General features: G+C 42.3%; 20 protein-coding genes. 5 read left to right on the top strand and 15 right to left on the bottom strand.

What is annotated here, in order from left to right; translation table 11 throughout:
• Positions 1-10 precede the first annotated feature (10 nt).
• The 6 genes from AR334_RS15775 to AR334_RS15750 all read right to left on the bottom strand — a co-directional run bounded on the left by AR334_RS15775 (position 11) and on the right by AR334_RS15750 (position 8,600).
• Positions 11-2,179, bottom strand: a complete 2,169-nt coding sequence (locus AR334_RS15775; RefSeq protein ID WP_066313101.1) for a DNA topoisomerase III — start codon at positions 2,177-2,179, stop codon at positions 11-13.
• Positions 2,180-2,241: 62 nt separating this feature from the next.
• Complete coding sequence (gene cydC, locus AR334_RS15770; RefSeq protein WP_066313099.1) at positions 2,242-3,969, bottom strand: thiol reductant ABC exporter subunit CydC; 1,728 nt, start codon at positions 3,967-3,969, stop codon at positions 2,242-2,244.
• Positions 3,970-5,685, bottom strand: a complete 1,716-nt coding sequence (gene cydD, locus AR334_RS15765; RefSeq protein WP_066313095.1) for a thiol reductant ABC exporter subunit CydD — start codon at positions 5,683-5,685, stop codon at positions 3,970-3,972.
• On the bottom strand, positions 5,685-6,698 hold the full coding sequence (gene cydB, locus AR334_RS15760) for a cytochrome d ubiquinol oxidase subunit II (protein ID WP_066313092.1): 1,014 nt from the start codon (positions 6,696-6,698) through the stop codon (positions 5,685-5,687). Before cydB ends, cydD begins: the two co-directional genes overlap by 1 nt.
• Position 6,699: 1 nt before the next feature.
• Positions 6,700-8,103, bottom strand: coding sequence for a cytochrome ubiquinol oxidase subunit I (locus tag AR334_RS15755; protein ID WP_066313089.1), 1,404 nt, complete (start codon positions 8,101-8,103; stop codon positions 6,700-6,702).
• A gap of 230 nt (positions 8,104-8,333) precedes the next feature.
• On the bottom strand, positions 8,334-8,600 hold the full coding sequence (locus AR334_RS15750; RefSeq protein WP_066313085.1) for a hypothetical protein: 267 nt from the start codon (positions 8,598-8,600) through the stop codon (positions 8,334-8,336).
• Positions 8,601-8,887: 287 nt separating this feature from the next.
• Between AR334_RS15750 and cspD the strand changes: the two genes are divergently transcribed.
• Complete coding sequence (cspD, locus tag AR334_RS15745) at positions 8,888-9,088, top strand: cold-shock protein CspD (protein WP_023627628.1); 201 nt, start codon at positions 8,888-8,890, stop codon at positions 9,086-9,088.
• Positions 9,089-9,139: 51 nt separating this feature from the next.
• Here the strand turns inward: cspD and AR334_RS28995 are convergent, their stop codons facing one another.
• The 4 genes from AR334_RS28995 to AR334_RS15730 all read right to left on the bottom strand — a co-directional run bounded on the left by AR334_RS28995 (position 9,140) and on the right by AR334_RS15730 (position 10,945).
• Entirely contained in the window at positions 9,140-9,316 is a 177-nt protein-coding gene (locus tag AR334_RS28995; RefSeq protein ID WP_082692965.1) for a zinc-finger domain-containing protein, read from the bottom strand.
• 31 nt (positions 9,317-9,347) lie between these two features.
• A complete protein-coding gene (locus AR334_RS15740; protein ID WP_066313082.1) occupies positions 9,348-10,004 on the bottom strand; it encodes a reverse transcriptase-like protein in 657 nt (218 codons plus the stop codon).
• A 139-nt stretch (positions 10,005-10,143) separates the two neighbouring features.
• Complete coding sequence (locus AR334_RS15735; protein WP_066313902.1) at positions 10,144-10,413, bottom strand: DUF6123 family protein; 270 nt, start codon at positions 10,411-10,413, stop codon at positions 10,144-10,146.
• 40 nt (positions 10,414-10,453) lie between these two features.
• Positions 10,454-10,945 carry a divergent PAP2 family protein gene (locus AR334_RS15730; protein WP_066313074.1) on the bottom strand — a complete coding sequence of 164 codons (492 nt, stop codon included), beginning with the start codon at positions 10,943-10,945 and terminating at the stop codon, positions 10,454-10,456.
• An 84-nt stretch (positions 10,946-11,029) separates the two neighbouring features.
• Here AR334_RS15730 and sspL point away from each other — a divergent pair, with 84 nt between their 5' ends.
• Entirely contained in the window at positions 11,030-11,176 is a 147-nt protein-coding gene (gene sspL, locus AR334_RS15725) for a small, acid-soluble spore protein L (protein ID WP_066313072.1), read from the top strand.
• A gap of 40 nt (positions 11,177-11,216) precedes the next feature.
• Here sspL and AR334_RS15720 read toward each other — a convergent pair whose 3' ends face one another.
• The 5 genes from AR334_RS15720 to AR334_RS15700 form a co-directional block, all read right to left on the bottom strand.
• Positions 11,217-12,110, bottom strand: coding sequence for a 5'-3' exonuclease (locus tag AR334_RS15720; RefSeq protein WP_066313069.1), 894 nt, complete (start codon positions 12,108-12,110; stop codon positions 11,217-11,219).
• A 65-nt stretch (positions 12,111-12,175) separates the two neighbouring features.
• Positions 12,176-13,003, bottom strand: coding sequence for a sulfurtransferase (locus tag AR334_RS15715; RefSeq protein WP_066313066.1), 828 nt, complete (start codon positions 13,001-13,003; stop codon positions 12,176-12,178).
• A 19-nt stretch (positions 13,004-13,022) separates the two neighbouring features.
• On the bottom strand, positions 13,023-16,703 hold the full coding sequence (locus tag AR334_RS15710) for a dynamin family protein (RefSeq protein WP_066313063.1): 3,681 nt from the start codon (positions 16,701-16,703) through the stop codon (positions 13,023-13,025).
• Between the two features lie 306 nt (positions 16,704-17,009).
• Entirely contained in the window at positions 17,010-17,579 is a 570-nt protein-coding gene (locus tag AR334_RS15705) for an isoprenylcysteine carboxyl methyltransferase family protein (protein WP_066313060.1), read from the bottom strand.
• Positions 17,576-18,667, bottom strand: a complete 1,092-nt coding sequence (locus AR334_RS15700) for a type III polyketide synthase (protein WP_066313057.1) — start codon at positions 18,665-18,667, stop codon at positions 17,576-17,578. The genes AR334_RS15705 and AR334_RS15700 overlap by 4 nt, the downstream gene beginning before the upstream one ends.
• Before the next feature lie 688 nt (positions 18,668-19,355).
• On the opposite strand from AR334_RS15700, the gene AR334_RS15695 reads away from it, so the two are divergent.
• The 3 genes from AR334_RS15695 to AR334_RS15685 are packed head-to-tail and all read left to right on the top strand — an operon-like array spanning position 19,356 to position 21,661.
• Positions 19,356-19,505 carry a cytochrome c oxidase subunit 2A gene (locus AR334_RS15695; RefSeq protein ID WP_066313046.1) on the top strand — a complete coding sequence of 50 codons (150 nt, stop codon included), beginning with the start codon at positions 19,356-19,358 and terminating at the stop codon, positions 19,503-19,505.
• Between the two features lie 21 nt (positions 19,506-19,526).
• A complete protein-coding gene (locus tag AR334_RS15690; RefSeq protein WP_066313043.1) occupies positions 19,527-20,003 on the top strand; it encodes a cytochrome c oxidase subunit II in 477 nt (158 codons plus the stop codon).
• Positions 20,003-21,661, top strand: a complete 1,659-nt coding sequence (locus AR334_RS15685) for a b(o/a)3-type cytochrome-c oxidase subunit 1 (RefSeq protein WP_066313040.1) — start codon at positions 20,003-20,005, stop codon at positions 21,659-21,661. The genes AR334_RS15690 and AR334_RS15685 overlap by 1 nt, the downstream gene beginning before the upstream one ends.
• Positions 21,662-21,696: the final 35 nt, after the last annotated feature.

Genomic DNA, 21,696 nt, shown 5'->3' with positions numbered 1-21,696 from the left:
ATTCATTTCGTCATTTTGCTGGTTGTTTGTCAAACAAGAATTTCAAGCTATGTTCCTTTTCATCCAAATAAAGCCTGGCATTAAATGTTCTGTCTTTGTTGGTAAAGCCTTCAATGAGGTCTGTTTTACCATCAGAAAGCAGCAGTTTAATATTTTTCTGGGTAATTGTTTTACCGAGAATTTTTTTTGAAATTGTAAAATTGCATTTATTATTCTGGTAATTGCTGCAGCCATAAAAATTTCCTTTGTCCACGATCGAACCATCACATTTTTTGCACGGCCCGAGTTTAGCCGGGGCCCGTCTCTGCCCCCGCTGTTTGCCGGGGGTGAAATTTTCGCTGACCTCCTTGGAAAAGACCCAAGTTGCTGACTGACCAACACTGGAGGTGATTAAGTGATAGACCATCTTTTTCGTCTGTTCCATAAATTGCTTTGGTGACGCCTGACCTTCGGAAATTTCTTTCAGCTTCTGCTCCCATTTTGCGGTCATTTCCGGCGAGGCGAGGATTTCCTTTCCGATTGCCTCAATCAAAATTTTTGCCTTTGCGGTGGCATAGACCAAATTCTTCTTTACATCGATATACGCGCGGTCCTTAAGCATCGTGATAATTCCTGCCCGAGTTGCCTCGGTGCCGAGACCCTCCGTTTTTGCCAATACCTTTTCTAGTTCTTTATCTTCAATATGTTTCCCGGCCGTTTTCATCAGCGTAATTAACTGGCCCTCCGTGTAGCGCTTCGGCGGCTGGGTTTGGCTTTCCTTGACGTCAACCTTCGCCGTTTTTCCCTGCTCTCCCTTTGCGAGCGTTGGGAGCGACGGATCATCATCCTGATCCTTTTGATTAATGACTTTTCTCCAGCCTTCTGCAATTTGCACTTTTCCTTTTGAGATAAACTTCGCCCGTCCATCCACTAAAGTTGTCACATTCGTATATTCAAATACGGCTTTGTCATAATGAGCTGCCAGCAAGCTTTTTACAATTAAATCGTATAATATTCGCTCGTCAGCGCTTAACCGTTCGACATTCGGGATTTGTTCAGTCGGGATGATCGCATAGTGGTCTGTCACCTTTTTCTCGTTGACGTATCTTTTGTTGTCCGCAATGGAAGGAATAGGCAGGGGGAAATATCCTGCATAGTCTTGTAACTGACTTAACTTCCCCAAAATATCAGGGAAATTGCCGGCCTCTTCTTTCGTTACATAGCGGGAATCCGAACGGGGATAGGAGACGTAGCCTTTTTGATAAAGCTGCTGCAGCACATCCAATGTCTTTTTTGGCGAAAATTTAAAACGTTTATTGGCATCGGCCTGTAGGGCAGACAAGTTATACAATAACGGCGGCAGGAATTCCTTCCGTTCACATTGGACCTCGCTCACTTCAGCGGGTTTTTCACGGCAAAAGGCAGCCACTTTCTCTGCCAGCTCTTTTGTATTGACCCTCGTTTCCCCATCATTCTGCCATTTCCCGCTATATTTTTTTCCATTTACAAGGAACTGGGCAATGACCTCCCAAAACGGTTCCGATTTAAAGTTTTCTATCTCCAATTCGCGCTTTACAATTAACGCCAAGGTGGGAGTTTGAACTCTTCCGACCGAAAAAACATCGGCAAAACCCTGTTTTTTTAGGAGCAGGCTGTATAGACGGGAAGCATTCATTCCAACAACCCAATCAGCGCAGGCTCGTGTGTAGGCTTCAAAATAAAGGTTGCGTGTATCCGATTCATCAAGCACCTTTTTAAAGCCTTCTCTGATTGAATTCGGGGTTAATGAAGAAATCCACAATCGTTTCATCGGTTTTCGGCAATTCGTTAACCTTAAGATATTACGGATTATCAGTTCACCTTCCCTCCCGGCATCTCCTGCATGGATAATTTCCGTCACTTGCGGGTCGGATACCAATTTTTTAATAACCGCAAATTGTTTGGCCTTATCCTTGGTCACCTCATATTCAAAGTGCTCCGGGATGATCGGCATGTTGTCCAATGACCATTTTTTCCATTCCTGTTGGTATTTTTCCGGCTGGACCAATTGGCATATATGGCCGATTGCCCAAGTGACAAAAGCACCGTCCGGAAACAGTTCATTCGGAAAGACCTCGATAAAGCCATTCTGTCGTTTGTGTTTAAATATGGATGCCAAGGTTGAACCTTGGTCCGGTTTTTCGGCAATAATTAATTTCACAAAAAGCAGCTCCTTTTTCCCTGCCTTTATTTTAACACTCCAAATCTATTATACATAAATACTTATGAAAACGGCCGGTCCAATTTATAGAGGCGGCGATATCGCTCCTCGGTTTCCAAGAGGTTATGATGGCTTCCTTGCATGGTAATGGTTCCCCGTTCTAAAAAGAGTACCTTGTCCATTTTTTCGACTCCGACCAGATGGTGGGTTACCCAGAGAATTGTTTTTCCACTAAGTGTTTTAAGGATAGTGGCTAACAACTTTTTTTCTGTTAATGGGTCGAGGCCGACAGTAGGCTCGTCCAAAATTACAATTGGCGTATCTTGCAGCAAAATGCGGGCAAGGGCAATTCGCTGGCGTTCACCGCCAGAAAAGCGTTGACCTGTTTCCTCCATTAACGTCTCATAGCCGTCCGGTAAATTAGCAATTATTTCGTTCAAATCGACCATGCGGACTACTTCCTGCACTTCCTCAATAGTGGCATCAGGTTTGCCTAAACGGATGTTATTAATAACCGTTGTATTAAATAAATAAGGTTTCTGGTTTAGAACACCAACCCAGTTTGCAATAGATTCTATTCTACATGGATTGAGGCCATTAATTTTCACCTCTCCTGAAGACGGAGAGAGGGAGCCAAGGATTAAATGTAATAATGTTGATTTTCCGGAGCCGCTCCTGCCAAGAATCGCCACCTTTTCACCCTGGTTAATGGACAAAGTAATCTCGTTTAACAATTGTTCACCAGGGCTATACCCGAATGACAAGCGTTCAATTTCAATCGAAATGGATTGCTGCTGCGCCGAAGGTTTTTCAGTGCCGCCTTCTTTCTCAGGTGGTTTCTCCCGTTCAATCGCTTCAAGCCGCCTCAAGGAATCCAGATAGGCAGGCAGTTCACTTACACCTCTGGCAATCGGCAAAAACGATTCCAAAACCGTAAGGAGCGAAAGACCAAGCGCAGCGATTAAAACGGGCGCAATTCTCCCCTCGGCAGTCAATTTCCCTGCCCAGGCAACGGTAAGGATGACAATTACCCCGAGAACAAACTGGTTTAGTACATCCCGGCCATTCGTAAACGCCAATTTCTGCCGCTCCAGTTTATAGGATTCTTGTTCTTGCTTTTGGTATTCTTCAGTGAACAAAGAATATTTGCCGCTAAAAATCCAATCGCTTATCCCCATTACCGCATCGGTAAGCCTGTCATACAGGCCGTTTTTCAGTCTTTTTAATCGTTCATTTCGAGCTTTCATGTAGAGTAACGAAAAAAGTGGCCCCACAAATAACAGTAAACCAATCATCATCGCTCCTATGATGGCAAATGGAATCGAGAACCACCCCATCCAGATAATAAGGCCTGCATAAACGAAAATGGAAACAAGCGATGGAAGGAAGGTCTTCAAGTAAAAATCCAGTAGATGTTCAATGTCACTGGCGAGAAGTCCCAGCATTTCACCAGTGCGAAACCGCGAGCGATGGAGGAAAGCCTGGGGTTCGACAACTTTATATAGCCTTATGCGCATTTGTGAGAGGATCTTTAAAACAAGCGAATGGGCGGACAGTTTTTCCACATAACTGAACACGGCCCTGCCAATCCCAAATGTCCGCACACCGACAATTGGCACATAAACCATCAAGATGGATTCTGGACGGGTTGCCGCTTTGGAAATTAAATAGCCGGAAGTAAACATAAGGCTTGTACCCAGAAGGATGGTCAGGGTCCCAAGAATAATTGAAAGAACGAAAAATCTGCTGTATTGACGGATATAGGCAATAATCCAATTTCCCCTGCCCATTTACACCTCTCCTTCCTGTGCTTTGACAAGCTGATAATACACAGATTTATTGGCCAACAGCTGTTTATGGTCACCACTTTCGACAATCCGTCCATGTTCTAGGACGATGATTTCATCCATATCCCTCATCCAATGGAGGCGATGGGTCGCAAGAAAAACCAGCTTACCTTTAAAAAAGTCTAGCATTTTTTCCTTCAATTCCAATTCCGTTTCAATATCCAAGTGGGCTGTCGGTTCATCAAGCATAATGATTGAACGTTTTCCTAAAAAAGATCGCGCAAGTGCAATTCGCTGTTCCTGACCGCCGCTTAAAGTCCGCCCGCCATCACCGATCATAGTGGCCAGACCTTCCGGCAGTGATTCGATAACGTCTAGCAGCCCGGCATACCTTGCCGCCTCGTAAACTTCATTTGCTTGAGCATCAGGATGATAAAAACGGATATTATTTAATACAGTATCATGGAAAATATAGGGATGCTGCGGAATATAACTAAGCTGCCGCTGCCAGCTTTTAGCAGCCAGCGTTTCCACTCTCTGCTGGTTGATCTGGATATCCCCTGATACCTGCTTTAAAAAGCCGCTTAGCACATCGATTAACGTTGATTTTCCTGCACCGCTTGAACCAATAATCCCAATTGTTTTGGCCCCCGTTACATTTAGTTCAATATCCTCCAAGGCTGTTGCATAATCATCATCATATTGAACTGATAAGCCCTTTATCGTGAAATTTGTTGAGGAATCCCAAACTGGAACTAGAGTGTCTAATTCCTGAAAGGTTTCCCGCTCCAATAGTTCTATGATCTTCTTCCCGGCATTTTTTCCATCAAGGGTGGCGTGATAGTCCGAACCTAATTCCCTAATCGGCACGAAGTATTCAGGCGCCAAAATCAGAATGGTTAAGGCAGGGTGGAGATACATGCCTCCATTTATTAAATCCAGGCCTAAAAACACGGCAACGGTGGCAATCGATAGCATGGTAAAAAAGTCCAGCGCAAAAGAAGATAAAAACGCTATTTTGAGGGAAGCTAGTGTTGCTTTGCGGTACTGTTCACTTACATATGCAATCTTGTTCACATGACTTTTGGCGAGTCCCAAATATTTTAACGTTTCCAGGCCCCTTAATGAATCGACAAAATGATTAGATAAAAGATGGTATGATTCATATTGGCGGTCTGCCTTTGTTCTTGCAGCCAGCCCAAGAAGAATCATAAAGATGACTAAGAGCGGCAACGCGAGGGTCAGAATGACAGCAGAGCGGGCATTTAAGGACAATATAAAAATCATGATGGCCATTGGAATAAGCGCCATATTCAGCAGTTTCACCAGACTTAGTTCGAGGTAATGGCGATATTTAGTAATCCCTTCGATTACCAATGTTACTGTCTGCCCTGAACCTTCTTTTTTGACAAACCGCGGCCCTAATCGGAACAATTTTTCCAATAAAGCTGCATGGAGAGTTTCACTTGCATAAGCGGCAAAATGAAAGGCGATATGTTTTTTCCAAACAGCAGCTCCTTGACGAATGGTCAATGCAAGAAAAAAGATAGCCAATTCTCTTGCAGCATCATGAAAAGAATCTCCTCCAAAAAGTGAGGAGATTGCCGCGGCCAAATAAAAGGCCTGGGTTATAATCATACCCGCTTGAATGACGGTTAAGGCGGCCAACTTTGCAAGGACCGCCCTAATCCCTTTCAGTTTAAATAAAGCTTTATCCATTAGTAAGTCAAATGCTCCTTATCGGTTACTCGTTTACGGAACACATAATAGCTCCAAATCGTATAGCCCAAAACAAATGGCAGGATTGTTAAGGCAACAATCGTCATGATCTTCAAGGAATAATTACCGCTTGCGGCATTGTACACAGTTAAATCAAAAGCCTTGTCGATCGAGCTAATCATAACCCGCGGGAAAAGCCCGACAAAAATGGCTGATACGGTAAACGCCAAGCCAAGGCCTGTCATCGAAAAGGCCAAGCCCTCACGTTTTTGCCTATTAAACATGTAGGACAATCCATAGGCAGCGACGATCAATACAACCAGGATCAACTCCGGAACGAGCCGTACCTCAAAAATATCGGTCATCAGCCAGGAAAGTCCGACGAAAATAACTAAGGCTCCCAACACCGTCCAGACAACCTTTTTGGCCAATACCGCCGCCCGCTGTCTAAGCACACCGTCGGTTTTTAATGTAACAAACTGCAAACCATGCAAGAAGCACAATAAAGTAACCGTAACTCCGCCCCAAAGTGAATACACATTGATAAAATCAAAGAATCCCGGTGTCATGTTCATGTCTTGCCCAATCGGCATTCCTTTCAACATGCTAGTAAACAGGACCCCAAGCAAAAACGGCGGGAATAAACTGCTAATAAAAATAACCCAGTCCCAAATTTCGGTCCACTTAGGGTCATCCACTTTACGCCGGAATTCAAAAGAGACGCCGCGGCCAATTAAACAAAGCAATACAGCCAAAAGCGGCAGGTAATAGCCGCTGAACATGGTTGCATACCAATGCGGGAAGGCCGCAAAAATGGCCCCGCCTCCGGTCAGCAGCCACACCTCATTGGCATCCCAAAACGGGCCGATTGTATTGACCATCACCGTCCGTTCCGTCTGATTTTTTGCCAGAAGACGTGTCGACATCCCCACTCCAAAATCAAAGCCCTCAAGAAAGAAAAATCCAATGAAAACCACGGCGATTAAGATAAACCATAATTCGTTCAATTCCATCTTAAGCACCTACCTTAAATGGATCTGTCGGATTTTTCAATGCAAGTGCATCCTTGGCATCCGGACCCTTTTTTATTTCCCGAACCATTAAGTACACCATGACAATTAATAGAATCGTAAACACAAGCAGATACATAATTGTCGAAAATAGAATCATTCCCGCAGAAACGTTTGGAGAAACGGAATCGGCCGTGGTAATCAAGCCAAATACCGACCATGGCTGGCGCCCGACCTCTGTCATTATCCATCCGGCGGTATTGGCCAAAAACGGGAAGGCGATAGCCGGAATCATCAACTTCATGAATAGCGGGCTCGTTTCAAGACGCCCCTTTCTCCAGAGTAACATGCCGACTATGGGCAGGATCATCATTGCCACGCCAAAACCGATCATTAACCTGAAACTCCAATAAGTGGTTTTTACCGGCGGGATATAGCTCGTTCCTTCGCCGACGACAGAATCATATTTTTCGGTATATTCCTGTTGCAGTGTTTCCATCCCTTTCAGGCTGCCGTCAAATTTCGAATAGGACAAAAAGCTTAAAGCATACGGAATATTAACTTCAAACTTATTTTCATGATTCTCGGTATCAATCCAGGCAAAAGCCGACCATGGTGCAGGGTCCGGGGTATCCTTCCAGATCCCTTCAGCGGCTGCCATTTTCATCGGCTGCGTTTTAACGAGGTACTGGGCCTGCGTATGACCGGTGAGAGCGACACCGATACTGCCGATCAGTCCAAAAATCAAGGCCATTTTTAACGATTTCTTATAAAAAGCGATATTCGTTTTTCTGAGAAGATTATAAGCGCTTATCCCGGCCACAAAGAAAGCGGCGGTACAGATTGCACCGGTAATAACGTGCGGGAATTCGACGACCAATTGTCCATTGGTGATTAGAGCCAGAAAATCATTCATTTCCGCGCGTCCATTCTTAATCGCAAACCCGACAGGAACCTGCATAAATGAGTTGGCGGATAGGATCCAAAACGCTGATAATGTGGTTCCAAGCGTTACAAGCCAGATACATGCGAGATGGAGTTTCTTTGACAGTCGGTCCCAGCCAAATATCCATAGCCCGATAAAAGTTGATTCCATGAAAAAGGCGAGCAGCGCTTCAATAGCCAACGGTGCTCCAAAAACATCCCCGACAAATCTGGAATATTCCGACCAGTTCATTCCGAATTGAAATTCCTGGATGATCCCTGTAACGACCCCGACAGCAAAATTTATCAGAAACAAATGTCCCCAAAACTTTGCCATTTTTTTGTAGAGTTCCTGTTTTTTAACTACGTACAACGTTTGCATGATCGCAACCATTAGGACAAGGCCAATTGACAGCGGAACAAAGAAAAAGTGAAAAATGGTTGTAGCCGCAAATTGGATTCTTGCCAATAAAACCGGATCCACTTTTAACACCCCTTTTAAATTATATTTTATTATGCATAAAACATTGCTCACGTTTTCACATAAAAACATTATATATTATTATTTTAGAATCATTTTAATCTCACCCTAATTTTACCAAACAAAATAGGGCAACCTTGAAAGATTTTTGTCAATTTTGTTACAGTTATCAATACAAAAAAACCGGGTGCAGACTGCAATACCCCGGTTTTCATCCATTATTTAAAGCTGTTTCAATATTGGTTTTTGTTATACCAATTCTCTTCCGCCACAATGTTTGAAACAGTCAGGATTAGTGATGGAATTCGTTCGACATCAAATACAATGGCACCAATTTTTTGCGTGAACATAATAAAGGCGCTGCCATGCGGGAATTTCGCAAGATTCTCTCCAATATGCAGCAACGACAGTAAAATTGCCTGTTTTTCTGCTTCATCAATAGCTAATTTGGGAGAGAACCTTAAAATCCATTCTCCGCCATCGATTGAAAAACGAAACAAGCGGCTCCACCTCAACATGTAAAGGATATTAATTAAACATATGAGGGAAAGGTATTTTTATGTAGGCTAATTAGTATTTTTTTCGCAAAAAAGCACCTTGTATAATGCCTTCTGAATGCTGAAAAAACCTTTTCGGCGTTCCTTGACTGTCCAAAGGCATTATTGTATATTTAAAGCATCATGTAATCGAATACATTAGCAATTCCGCTAAAACTTTCATTACATGACAAATATTTATCTTTGACACCAACTACAGGTGTTCTGAAAGGCTTAGGAGGAAGAAGTACATGCAAAATGGTAAAGTAAAATGGTTCAACAATGAAAAAGGCTTCGGATTTATCGAAGTTGAAGGCGGAGACGATGTATTCGTACATTTCAGCGCAATCCAAGGCGACGGGTACAAGTCTTTGGAAGAAGGTCAAGAAGTTTCTTTCGAAATCGTTGAAGGTAACCGTGGACCTCAAGCAGCAAATGTTGTAAAACTTTAATCTACTAATAAAAAATCAAGGCTGACAGCATGTCAGCCTTTTTTTGTTCTATTATTGCAGTTTTTTTCCAAAATGTTGAATTTCTTCCCCTATGGTACATTGAGTAATGCAAAACCGGTGTGCCGTTCTTCGGCCCTGGTCCTTTTTAATTTGCCGGTGTAAAAAACAGCCTTCACAGTATTGATTCATAAGGCGTTCCACCTGTGTAAACAGTTCTTTTCTTGCCATATCCTTTTCCAGTTATTCTGCACCCCGTTCCTTATAGAATGATCGTTTTGGCAAATATCTCCTTTCCCTCCAGCGCCTGGGTTGCAAGTTTATCCGCTTCCTTATTATCCTTACGCGGGATTACGGTGTATTTAGGATGAATATCTAGTGCTTTCATTTTTTCTTCAATACGGTCAAGCCAGCGATTCAATACATCTTCATAACACGGCCATTCTCCTTCTAATTGCTTTAACACCACTTGTGAATCACCCTTAAATTCACATGATAAATGACTTACCCCTAAATCCTCCAAAAGATTTAAAGCATAATATAATGCGGCATATTCGGCCTCGTTATTTGTCTCCAGTTCATCAAACCGCTCATTGGCGCGAAGCCGGTATTTCTTCTTGCCCTGGTTGAAAAAGATAACAGCTCCAAGCCCGGCCTGATTAGTTTCCTTTTGAAAGCCGCCATCAAAATAGACAATAATATCATGAGGGTCTTCTTCAATTTCTGCCAGCAGCTTTTTCATTTCCTTTAATATCCACGAGGTCCCTTTTTCATCATAAAAATACAAATCACTTACCTTACCTGCTGCCTCAAGCTCTTCCCCCATTTGCAAGGCAGTTTCCCCAGTAACCCAATCGGCAGAACATTGAACCCTTTCATTATTTTTTAATTTATATTTCCATTCCAATCTATATTTCATCATTAGTCAGCCTTTCAAAGTTTTTCACGGATAGCTATATATATTATTCCCTTGAATGACATATTCCTTTCTGTTTTTTAAGAAAGATAAAAGAAAATGGCAAAAAATAGGACCCCCTAATGATTTAGGGAGTCTTCATTTAAATGGTAAGCAATTGATTTTCCTTTACAAACCTTATTGCGTCTTTTCTAGTTTTGAGTTGATGCTTTGTAAATGTTTCAAGCAAAGAAACATAAAAGCTGCCGTCAAAGGTTTTCTGTGCTTTTAAGGTCAGCTCAATTGCCGTTTTAATCAGTTCATCGTCAGCACTTGTATAGTGTTTCCCAAAGTAAATGAACCCGATTGCATCCTCTTGAAATAAAAAACCTTTCCCTCTCAAGTAATGCAAATAATCCTCTAACGTCAGCACTGATTTGTCAACCCTCTCCAAACTTTCGTTAAACATCCCTCTAAAATTTTAACTTAAATTTCGACAATTTTCTATCTTTTTTTGTGCATAGATGGCCGATAATACCAATAGCAATGCCAAGGATTGCACCGCCCAGCACTTCTTCCGGTTCATGTCCAAGCAGTTCCTTCAGCTTCTTTGGCGATTTTTCCTTGAATTCCAGTGATTCTTCCTTGTGCACCTTTTCCATTAACTCGTTCATTGAATTGACTTTCAAAGTCAGTTCACCAGTCTGCCTTCTGACTCCTTGGGCATCATACATGACAATTAACCCGTAAATTAGGGATAAGGCAAAGTCGACTGTCGGAAGCCCTCGTCTTAAGGCAATATAAGTGGTTAATGTGGATACACCAGCCGAATGGGAGCTTGGCATTCCGCCAGTTCCAAAGAACAGTTCCGGCCGCCATTCCCTCTTCTTTATATAGTGAATGGGAATCTTTAGTCCCTGTGCCAGCCCAATGCTTAACAGGGCTAAATATACACCTTTGTTCATACCATCACCCCTGTCCTTATTGTTCAAAAAGTTGAGTTTTATTATGCGGGCAGGAAATACTACCATTGTGGGAGGTGAACATATATGGCAAATAAAGGCAGTGGAGCAAATAATCGCGGAACAAAGGCCCCAGGAGTCAATCCGCAAGGGTATGGACAGGATGCTGAATTTTCCGAAGCACCGAAAAGTAAGCTGGAAAATCGGGCAAAAAAATCGAATACAAAAATTTAAACATAAAAGAAAAGGGTGCCTCATAAGAGACAACCCTTTTCTATGATATAAACGCTTCTTCAAGCGGCAAAAGGCGATGCACACCCCTAAGTTCCAGTTCATGCAATTTGCTTAACGCTTTTTCTTTTTCGATGCGAAGCCCGGCAGCTTCGAGATTGCAGGTAACGGGAACATCACATTTGATTTCCGCGAGCTTGCGGGACAGATAAAGCATATCCAAATCCTGCTCGATTTTCGTTTTATGTGATTTGGACAGCAGGTCAAGATTGGATAAAATCCCCTCGACATGTTCGAATTGCTGCAGCAGTTTTAATGCCGTTTTTTCACCGATTCCTTTGACTCCAGGATAATTGTCGCTCGTATCCCCCATCAGTGCCTTTAAATCGATCATCTGTCGCGGCGAAATGCCTTTTTCTTCAATAAACGTTTCCGGTGTATGGACAAAATAATTTCCATAGCCTTTCTTAAGCAGGATGACCGAAATCCTGTCATCGAGAAGCTGGAGGATATCCTGATCTCCTGTCAGGATCGACACATCTGAATGCTCTTTTGCCTGATTGGCAATTGTACCGATACAGTCATCCGCTTCAAACCCTTCCAAGCCGATATTAGGAATATCAAAGGATTCAACAACTTCCTTCACTAGATCAAATTGCGGAATCAACTCTACCGGAGCTTCTCCGCGGTTCCCTTTATAATCAGGGAACAGTTCGGTCCGAAAAGTTTTGCTGCCCATATCCCAGCAAACCGCAAGATGAGTAGGCTTAAATGTCGATACTGCAGTAAACATATGTTTAATAAAACCATGGATGCCGTTGGTTGGAATCCCTTTTGAATTTATCATAAACTGCCCTGTTACAGCCGTTGCATAAAAAGCACGGAATAATAGAGCCATACCATCTACAAGCATTAATGAAGGTCTTTTGTTTGTCATTTGGAGCCCTCCTAATAGTGTTTTTCGACAACACGATTTCCATTATAACACATTTTGGCCCCAATTTACTCTACTTTATTTTCCGGATAGGAAATCCAGTCACTGAAACTGCCTGGGTAGAGCTTGACATTTTTGTATCCGGCCTCCTTTAAGGCTAGAAAGTTAGGTGTGGCCGTGACTCCAGAACCGCAATAAACAATGATTTCTTGTTCGGAACTGATATCTAAAAACCGTTCTTTTTGTTCCGAAACCGGCCTATATTCACCGGCTGAAAGCCCCAGCATCCATGGCTTATTGACTGCACCAGGAATATGCCCCGCTATCTTATCAATCGGTTCTTCAATACCGAGATAGCGCTTTTCTTCACGAGAGTCGATCAGAACAACATCTTCTCGTTGTCTAAGTGCCGCCTGCTTCACCTCGTCGACAGAAGCGACTATATCATGCTTAAGGCTAATCGTGAATACAGTCTTTTGATAGGAAGGAACTTCTGTTGTGACGGGGAAGCCGGATGCTTCCCACTGAGTGAACCCACCATTAAGAACATATACCTTATCATGACCCAAATAGTGGAGCAGCCACCAAAAACGAGCCGCAAACGCACCTTCGCCTCCATCGTAGGCAACAACAGTCTTCGTTTCATCAATCCCGGCGGCTTCAAGCTTGGTAATAAACTCATCATGGTCCGGGAGCGGGTGGCGCCCTCCGTGCTCCCTCACCGGACTTGATAAATCTTTTTCCAAATCAAAAAATACAGCCCCCGGCAAATGTCCCGCCAAATATTCCTTCTGTCCTTTTATTGAATCGGCCAAGGAAAAACGACAATCCGCAATAATTACGGTCTCATCATCTAAATGAGTCTTGAGCCATTGTTTATCCACTACATACTTCATCAAAAACTCCCCCAGGCAATTAGTTTTCAAGCTGACGAGAAACTTCCAATAACATGTCAAGCGATACGCCGCCCTCTAAAGCCGCCAAAAGACTGAAATAAAAATCATCGCCTTCCGCCTTCATGTGCTCTACCAGCAGGTCAAAGTCTTTGCTTAACTGTTCATCATAATGACGCTTAAGCCGTTCGCCCTCGAGCTTCAGATAGTCATCTGCAGGCGTTGTTAACACACGGTACAACTCCTCATTCATCAACTGCTTTTCATTTTTTTCAAAGAAAGCTTTCGGGTTTTTAAAATAGGATTTTGCCTTTGTAAAAAGCTGTTGCTCAAGCTCGACAAACGCCAGCGGGAAATCAATTTCCCCGCCCGCTCCTCTTTCAAAATTTGAAAAAGATAAGTCTTGGTTGATTTCATTTAATGACCGAATAAGGGCTGCTTGATAATCGGTGAGCAGCTTATCGATAAATCGATCGATTCTGACGGTAGTTGCCCGCATTTCCTGGGCAAAATCAAACCCGAGACTTTCTAGAAATTCATCAAGGGCTGCCTGCAAAGCTTTCTTTAAATTGCGGCCATCGTCCCGAAGTGTGGATGGGTTAAAGGCCTCTTTAAAGAAATCATTAAAGCGCAGGAACACTCTTTGCTTGATGTAATAGATGAGTTCATCGGCTTCTTGGAAAAGCCGGGTCTTTAATGGCTCGACAGTTTGATTTGCAAACAGGGCCTGAATGAGCCCTTTCTGTGTTTCCAACTCCAAACGCTTTTGTTCTTTTACGCTTTTATCTTCCTGTGAATTTTGAATTAGTTTCTTTACCAATAACCTTACCCGTTCAAGTTCCGATTCCGCGGCTGCTATTGCCATTTCAGTCAGATCATTGGCAATGAACCGGTAGAATGCTTGTTCAAATCGGGGCAGCCCGGATTCATGGCCATTAAAATTGTTTGTTTTTTCCTGCAAGCCGAGCAGGCTTGACAATGGATATAAATGCGGGTTGCGGATGCCATATTGGATTAGCTGCCCGGAGACATAATCGAGGACTGAATGTTTTTCCTCTTCATCTTCCGCAAGGTCAATCGCATTGATAATAAAAAACATTTTATCCATTTGGAATGATTCCTTCACGCGGCCCAGTTGAATCAGGAATTCGCGGTCTGCCTTAGAAAAGGCATGATTGTAATAAGTGACGAAAAGAATCGCATCCGAGTTTTTGATATAATCAAACGCAACGCCGGTATGACGGGCATTGATTGAATCTGCCCCAGGCGTATCGACAAGGGTAATCCCTTTTTTGGTTAACTCGCAATCATAATAAAGCTCAATCCATTCAACAAAACAAGATTTTTCTTCGTGAGCAACAAATTCATGAAATTCCTTCAAGTCGGTTGATTTAACGGTTCCAAGCTGATTGGCAAACCTGCCGCAGCCCTGATTAAAAGCCTGTAAAAAGGCATAGTGGGTTTTCTCAAGCACCCCCTCCTGACCTTGTTCAAGCATAATCTTGTCAATTTGCTTGGCAGCTTCGACAAAATCATTGGCATGAGAATCAAATACCTTAAGCGAACGGTTTAGATCGTCAAGCATCGCTTGTTTTTCCTTGAATTTGACAAGGACAGTGCCGTGCTGATATTCCTTAGTGACCGGCTTTATTTTATTGATTGCCGCAGTCGTGGGATTTGGCGAAACCGGCAACACCTTCTCGCCGATGAGCGCATTGGCAAATGACGACTTTCCGGCACTGAAGGCGCCGAACAGCGCCACAGTAAATCCTTTATTTTCCAGTCTTTCCGCTTTTTCAACCAATTCCAATCCGAGCTTTTGAAATCCTGGAAGCCCCTTTACGAGTCCTGAAGCGTGTCGAAGTCTATCTACTGTCTGCTTTAAATGCCCCACAGCACCTTTAGAATGGTCATCTTCATGTTCAGCATGAAGATAAGCCGGGACTGCATTTACTTTATTAACTGTTCTTTTATTAATATTCGTGCTAATGTCCGTATTGGTGTCAGGCACCAAGTGAGATTTTATTACATCAAACTCTTCTTCCCCTGCTATAAACAGCGGGTTGTTTACATCTGCCAAGCCGCCTTCGTGATTAAGCAGTTCTTCGATTACTTGTTGGTTTTTCGCAATGGCTTCTTTATATTTTTGCAGTTCGGCCAATGCGGTTACATATCTGCCCAATTTGCGATATTCTTCCTCATATCGCTCGCTCTGTTTGGTTGCTTGTTCCTTTATAGCAGCTACATACATCGCTTTTATTTCGGCCAGAGAATTTCTTGCGATTCGCTTGATTTCATTCGCAACGTCATCAGTATAATGAAGGAGGTATTCACCGGAAAGCAAGGCACCCGATTTTACCACTTTTGTTAGTCCATCCTTGGAAACAGGGATTGAATAGGATTGGGCTGCTAGAAGCAGCTCTCCTACATCAAGCTCGCGCTCCTTTAACGTCCGAAGCAAAAACTCACGAATATGCCACTCAAGCTGTGATTTTGTTTTTTCCAGAATATCTTGATGAAAGCTTTCAAGCCTTGCGTTTCGTTCTTCCTCCGTCTTTTGTTTGGAAAATAGGAAACCGACTTTAAACCCCGGCTGGCATGATTCCAAATATCGTTCTGCCAATTCTCTTGTCCCAAATGGCATTAGGTAAGCATTTTTTAACAATTGGGCAATTTCGAAATCAAAGGATTTTTCCTGCTCTTCTGTTCCCGCTCTCAAAATCTGCAACTTATTTGTAATCCTAGTATAGGAATCAAGCAGTTCAGATTTCTCCTCATCGGATAATTCATCCAGGATGGTTTCGGATGGCAATAATCGCTCCGCTTCCAGTTTTTCCACTTGGTCAAGATGATTGTGGGCAAGCTTTTTCAATGAATGAAACACTGACGGGATGATCAATTGATCCTTTGCGGCAAGCTTATCGGCAATAAATCTCTTTAACTCACCGAATTGGTTGTATCGGTGGTCTTCATGCCTCAAGGATGTATAAAAGATACCTGCCGGTTTTACCCCCCATGAAGCGAATGACTCCGTGACACTATTTTGAAAATCTTGAAAACGCAATTCTTCTTCCTTATGTTTATCAATTTGGTTAATAACCAAGTAAACATCTTTCCCAGCCTGAGTCAGTTCTTTGGTGAACAGAAAATTCAGCTCAGCCTGAACATGGTTATAATCCATTACATAAAAAATCAAATCAGCAAGATGAATCGCTGATTCTGTTGCAATTCGATGGGCATCATCAGCAGAATCAATCCCCGGCGTATCCATGATCACCGTATTCTGAGGCAAATGCGAATCACTGTGACTGATCTCAATTTCTTCGATTTTGTCGCCGTCCTTGCAATAGTTCTTGACCAGCTCATAATCATAAGGGGCTAAATAAAGCCGCGGTTTATCGTTTTTAAAAAACACTTTTGCATAATCTTCGCCACTCTTGACTTTAACCAGGTTGGCACTGGTCGGAATCGGGCTTGATGGCAATAATTTCTCCCCAATCACCTGATTGATCATGGTCGATTTGCCTGCTGAGAAATGGCCGCAAAAAGCGATGGCAAATTCGCGGTTTTCCAGTTTTTTTGCAAGCTGTTTGAGTTTTGCCGCGTTTTGCTCATCCTCATGGCCAATAAAATAGTCATATAATGAAACGATTTTTTGCTTTAAGGTCTCAATCGTTTCCTGTCGATTTGCTGTTTTTACCATTAAATAAATTCCCCTTAGCATCGTATTAATAGTTTTATTTTATACGATAATTCAAACATTTCCTATCTTGACACACTTTAAAAAGACAAAAAAGCCAGGGAAGTTATTCCCTGGCTTTACATTATTATTATTAATTGGCAACATTTTTTAATACGTGTTTCATAACAAACGCATAAATGATTATTGTCCCGCCAACAAAAGCATATGCCATATGTAACACCATCCTTGTTGAGAATGATTTTCATCTTAAGCAAATAATATCATGGTTGAGAACTATTTTCAACGGGGCTCAAGCAATTGTCATAATTATTTAACAACCTTAGGAATTAACCTCGGGCAGTCCTGAAAAGCATGATTATATTCTGTAACACTTCCTAGTGCCTGCTCTTCCCTTGGAATGCGAATTGCTAACATAATGAAGTTAAGAATCGTAAACAGAACAGCCGTAAAGTAAGCATTATAGAGGATTGGGATCACAATTATTTCAAGCGAAACAACCAGATAGTTTGGATGCTTGATATATCGGTAGGGCCCCTTTCGAATCACAGAGGCATTCGGCAGGACAATTATTTTTGTATTCCAAAATCGGCCGAGCGATTGAATAACCCAAATCCTAAAAATTTGGGTTAAAACAAAAACAGTTAATAGAATTGGCCATATTGGTGATAACCCATGTTTGAAAAGCAGTTTCTCAAGGAAAAAACTGATTAAAAACAACATATGCATGAGGACGATAAATCGATAGTGAATCGCCCCTATTTCAATTGCCCCCTGCCGCTTCATCCAATGTTCATTCCTTTTTGCAATCACTAGTTCAACAATTCTCTGAAGTACGATAAAACCGAACAGATATGGAAAAGTAAGATAATCGCTCATTCAAACCACCTCAATAACAAAAGCTCCGAACTGAATCCTGGACCAAGCGCCGTACAAAGCCCGTAAGAGCCCCGAGATATATCCACTTCCATCACACGCCTTAACACATAAAGGATCGTCGCTGATGACATATTGCCAAACTGTTTTAACACCTCTGAAGAGATTTCGGTCATGGCCTCCGGGATGTCTAAAGCCTTCCGGTAGGCCTCCAATACTTTTTTGCCGCCGGGATGGGCGATTAAATAATCCATTTTTTCTAAATCAAGCTGCTTTTCAGCTAAAAATGAGGTAATGACCGGCTTAAGCCAATTTCGAATTATTTGCGGAATGTCTCTTGAAAACACCACAAACAACCCGTCATTTTTGACATCCCAGCCCATTACATCGAGTGAATCCGGCATAAGGGTCGATTCAGTTGCAATAATCGACGGGAATGTTGTTTTTTTGCGGTAATTATCTATGTCGCTCGAATCACCGCATACCAAGGCACAAGCAATCCCGTCAGCAAACAGGGAAGTCCCGATTAAGTTGCTTTTTGAGCGGTCATTCCGTTGAAAGGTCAAACTGCAAAGTTCAACGGACAATACCAGCACCTTAGCCTTCGGAAACGCCAAACAATACTCTGCCGCTCTCGATAATCCTGCCGCACCCCCAGCACAGCCCAGCCCCCAGATGGGGATCCGTTTCGTATGCGGATTAAATGGCAATCGGTTCATGATTCTCGCTTCAATGCTAGGCGTAGCGATTCCTGTTGTCGTAATAAAAAAGATGGCGTCAATTTCGTCATAAGGAACTGGTTTTTTTAGAAACAGGCCATCATTCAAACATTTTGTGATAGCCTCCTTGCCAAGGGTGACAGCCGCCTCGACAAAGGCAGCATTCTTTTCCTCAAATGAATGTTCATCCCCATACCAATCAATCTCTTTTACAAAGTGCCGTTTTTCAATTTGGCCGTTGGGAAAAGCCTGCAATAATCGCTCTATATCCTTAAAAGATTTGGCAAACAGGTTTCTAGCAAATTCACATACCTGCTCCTGTCTAATTTCAAATGGTGGAAGTACCTCTGCAACGGAAATAATTGAAGGCATTGTCATTCTCCTAATAACACAAGGTACAGGTATTTTTACCAATTCACGGATAAATATTCCAACCCATTAGGGCAAAAAAAAGCTCCCCCAATCTGGAGAAGCAAACGTTTTGAAGGTTGTTGTTGCTGTGCATCTTTATTATAGCGTGAATATTGTCTCCCTTCATTACGAAAACATTTCCAATTACAGATCATCAAAGAACTGGAATGGCGATGTGATTATTTTTCAGGCTGCTTTTGAACCTCAATGTGAATTTTATTGCCTGCCAAACTGCCACATACTTTGCATGGCTCTTTTTTGTTATATAAAAGGCGGCATTGTTCACAATAATATTTCTCCATTTCCCCCACCGCTTTCTAAATATAATAAATCGTTTGTTTTATCATATTTCCTTTATTTTTAAATGGTGCCGAACGAGGAGACAGCGGTGATTTTTTGTTTGTGAAGAATTTATCAATTACAATCATCACACTTTTGATATGATTGTTCACACTTTATTCACAATTACAAATTGTTATTTGTGATTTAAATCACTGTTACGCCAAGTTTTTAACATTAACATAGTAGTTATCTAAGGAATGAACATTTTGTGAACTCTTAAATTTCATATTTTTAATTCACAATTGTTTTGTATTATGAAAGAGAACTTATTAAAATTTCTTCAAAAATTTGAAAGGGGTGTAAGGGGATGGCGAAGGCGGAACTAAAGGCAAAACAACACACACAGGTTGAAGACAGTTCCTCTTTAAAGGGGACATTGGCATCCGTTTTCTTGTTGGGACTTTTTATTATCGTTTCATGGGTAAGTGTCTACTACTTATTTGTAGATCGTTTTTAATTTCTGAAGGGGGAAAACATTATGCATATGCATAAATTTGAAAAAATCTGGCTGATTTTCGGTATCAGCTGCCTGGTTATTTTCCTGACAGTCGTTGGGGTCAGCGCCTTTTATTTGGGAAACAAGCCTCCAAGCTGTTTGACAACCATCGACCCTGAAAAGGTCGATCAAACAAAACCGTTCGATAAACCAGGACTGCATAAAGTGGAAGGTAAAGAATGGGATTATGAATTAGTTTATGTAGCATCAGCATTCTCTTATCAACCGGCGCAAGTGGAAGTTCCTCTTGGAGCAAAGGTTAAAGTCATGGCAACGACCAAAGACGTTATTCACGGATTTGAGGTAGCCGGAACCAATATTAATATGATGCTTGAACCCGGATATATCAGCGAGTATACCACTACATTTGATAAAGCCGGCGAATACTTAATTGTTTGTAATGAATACTGTGGTACTGGACACCACTTAATGTTCTCGAAGATTGAGGTGGTTAAATAATGATTAGCAGCGCAGCAGCAAAAGTAAAAGTTGACCCGCGTGATGCCAAGCTTTCGATGGCACACTTTTTCGTTGCCTTTGGCGCACTTGCAATTGGTGGTTTGATGGGACTTCTGCAAACCCTTGTCCGCTCCGGAAAGTTTGAGCTGCCATGGGGAATTGGCTATTATCAAATTCTTACTGCTCACGGCGTATTAATGGGTCTTGTGTTGACAACTTTCTTTATTATGGGCTTTCAATACGCCGCGGTTTCAAGAACTGCAGGCACTCATTCACCCGCAGCAAGACGGGCGGGCTGGATTGGCTTTTGGTTAATGACTCTTGGTACGTTAATGGCTGGCGTAATGATTTTGTTAAATGAAGCATCAGTCCTTTATACTTTTTATGCACCGCTTCAGGCGCACTGGATTTTTTATTTAGGATTGACATTTGTCGTTGTCGGCAGCTGGGTTGACGGTGCGGCCCAAATCATGACGTATGCAAAATGGCGAAAGAACAACCCTGGACAGCCAAGCCCGCTGTTAAGCTTTATGGCTGTGATCAATACGGTCATGTGGATTGTGGCGACATTGGGTGTAGCAGCTACTGTATTATTCCAGTTGCTGCCTTGGTCTCTAGGAATTGTTGATACTGTTGATGTTCTTGTAAGCCGGACTTTATTCTGGTATTTTGGACACCCGTTGGTTTATTTCTGGTTACTTCCGGCATATATGTGCTGGTATGCAGTCATTCCCAAAATTATCGGCGGAAAAATTTTCTCTGATTCATTGGCCCGTTTATCGTTTATCTTATTCCTGCTCTTCTCGATTCCGGTTGGGTTCCACCACCAGTTAACAGAGCCAGGGATTGATCCAGCGTGGAAATTTCTTCAAGTCATTTTAACGTTTATGGTTATTATTCCATCATTAATGACTGCATTCTCTTTATTCGCTACATTTGAAAGATATGGCCGCTCTAAAGGTGCAACCGGCCTTTTCGGATGGCTAAGGGTTCTTCCTTGGGGTGATGCTCGCTTCATCGTGCCATTTATCGGGATGGCTTCGTTTATTCCCGCTGGTGCAGGCGGAATCATCAATGCTTCTAACCAAATGGACCAGGTAGTTCATAATACAATTTGGGTAACCGGGCACTTCCATTTAACAGCTGCAACTTCTGTTGTGTTAACGTTCTTTGGAATTTCCTATTGGTTGGTACCGCACTTAACAGGACGAAAATTAACAAAAGCAATGAACAAGCTAGGCATCATTCAAGCTTGGGTATGGTTTATCGGCATGGCATTCATGTCTGGAGCGATGCACTTCCAAGGACTATTAGGTGGACCAAGACGTTCTGCGTTTTCAACTTACGGGGATTCTCAGCAGGCACTGGATTGGATTCCATACCAAATTGCTCAAGCAGTCGGTGGCACCATCCTTTTCATTGGCATCATTTTGGTTCTCGTGATTTTTATCAATCTTGCATTTTTTGCACCTAAAGGCGAGGAAGAATTCCCTGTTGGCGAAGCTGAAAATCTGCAAGAAAAAGCACCTATGGTATTTGAAAACTGGAAATTATGGCTTGGCATTGCTGCTGCCTTAATACTATTTGCTTACACCATTCCATTTATCGATATCATTCAAAACGCACCGCCTGGATCAAAAGGATTTAAAACTTGGTAGGTAGAAAAGTGAAAAACTCCATATACAATAAAAAG

This window comes from Bacillus sp. FJAT-29814 (genome assembly GCF_001510715.1).
Lineage (GTDB): Bacteria > Bacillota > Bacilli > Bacillales > Cytobacillaceae > Neobacillus.
Note: the sequence above shows the minus strand (reverse complement) of the source record. Positions and strands in the feature narration are given on the sequence as shown.